Here is a 645-nt window from a genome sequence, read left to right as displayed (position 1 = left end):
GCGCCGCCAATCTTTGAGCCTGCCAAACATGATCTCGATGCGGTTGCGCCGTTTGTATCGGCGCTTGTCATATTTCACCTTCGTCGTGCGCTGCTTTCGGCCACGGATACAGGCGCGTATCCCTTTGTCTTTCAACGCGTCTCGGTACCAGTCGGCGTCATAACCTCGATCGCCGAGCAGCCAGTCGCCCTTGGCTGTCGCAGATGGCATGCAGTTTGGTATTCATGCCGCCCTTAGTGCGACCGATCAGGTGACCGCGCCCCCCTTTTTCGCGGCCGTGCCGGTCGCGGTGCGGTGTGCCTTCAGGTAGGTCGCGTCGATCATCGCTGTCTTTTCCTCTCCGTGTTCGGTAGCCAGGCCGACCATCATCGCGGCGAAAATGCCTTTCTCGCTCCAACGCTTCCACTTGCTGTATAGCGTCTTGTGCGGTCCGTAGGCTTCCGGAGCATCTCGCCAGCGCAACCCATTGCGATTGTTGAAGATAATCCCACTCAGCACGCGTTTGTCATCGACCCGCGGCTTGCCGTGCGACTTCGGGAAGAAAGGAGACAGCTTGGCCATCTGCTCATCGGTCAGCCAGAAAAGGTCGCTCATGTTACCGCTCCGTTTTCCGAGCCGTGAAACACGCAACGCGTTGAAAATCAA

1 pseudogene is annotated in these 645 nt (G+C 58.1%); it reads right to left on the bottom strand.

Annotated features, from left to right (window positions below):
- Positions 1-594, bottom strand: a pseudogene (locus tag ACG74X_RS21295) (IS5 family transposase); the annotation flags it as partial.
- Between the last annotated feature and the right edge of the window lie 51 nt (positions 595-645).

The sequence above is a fragment of the Marivita sp. S0852 genome (assembly GCF_046591575.1).
Taxonomy (GTDB): domain Bacteria; phylum Pseudomonadota; class Alphaproteobacteria; order Rhodobacterales; family Rhodobacteraceae; genus Marivita.
Note: the sequence above shows the minus strand (reverse complement) of the source record. Positions and strands in the feature narration are given on the sequence as shown.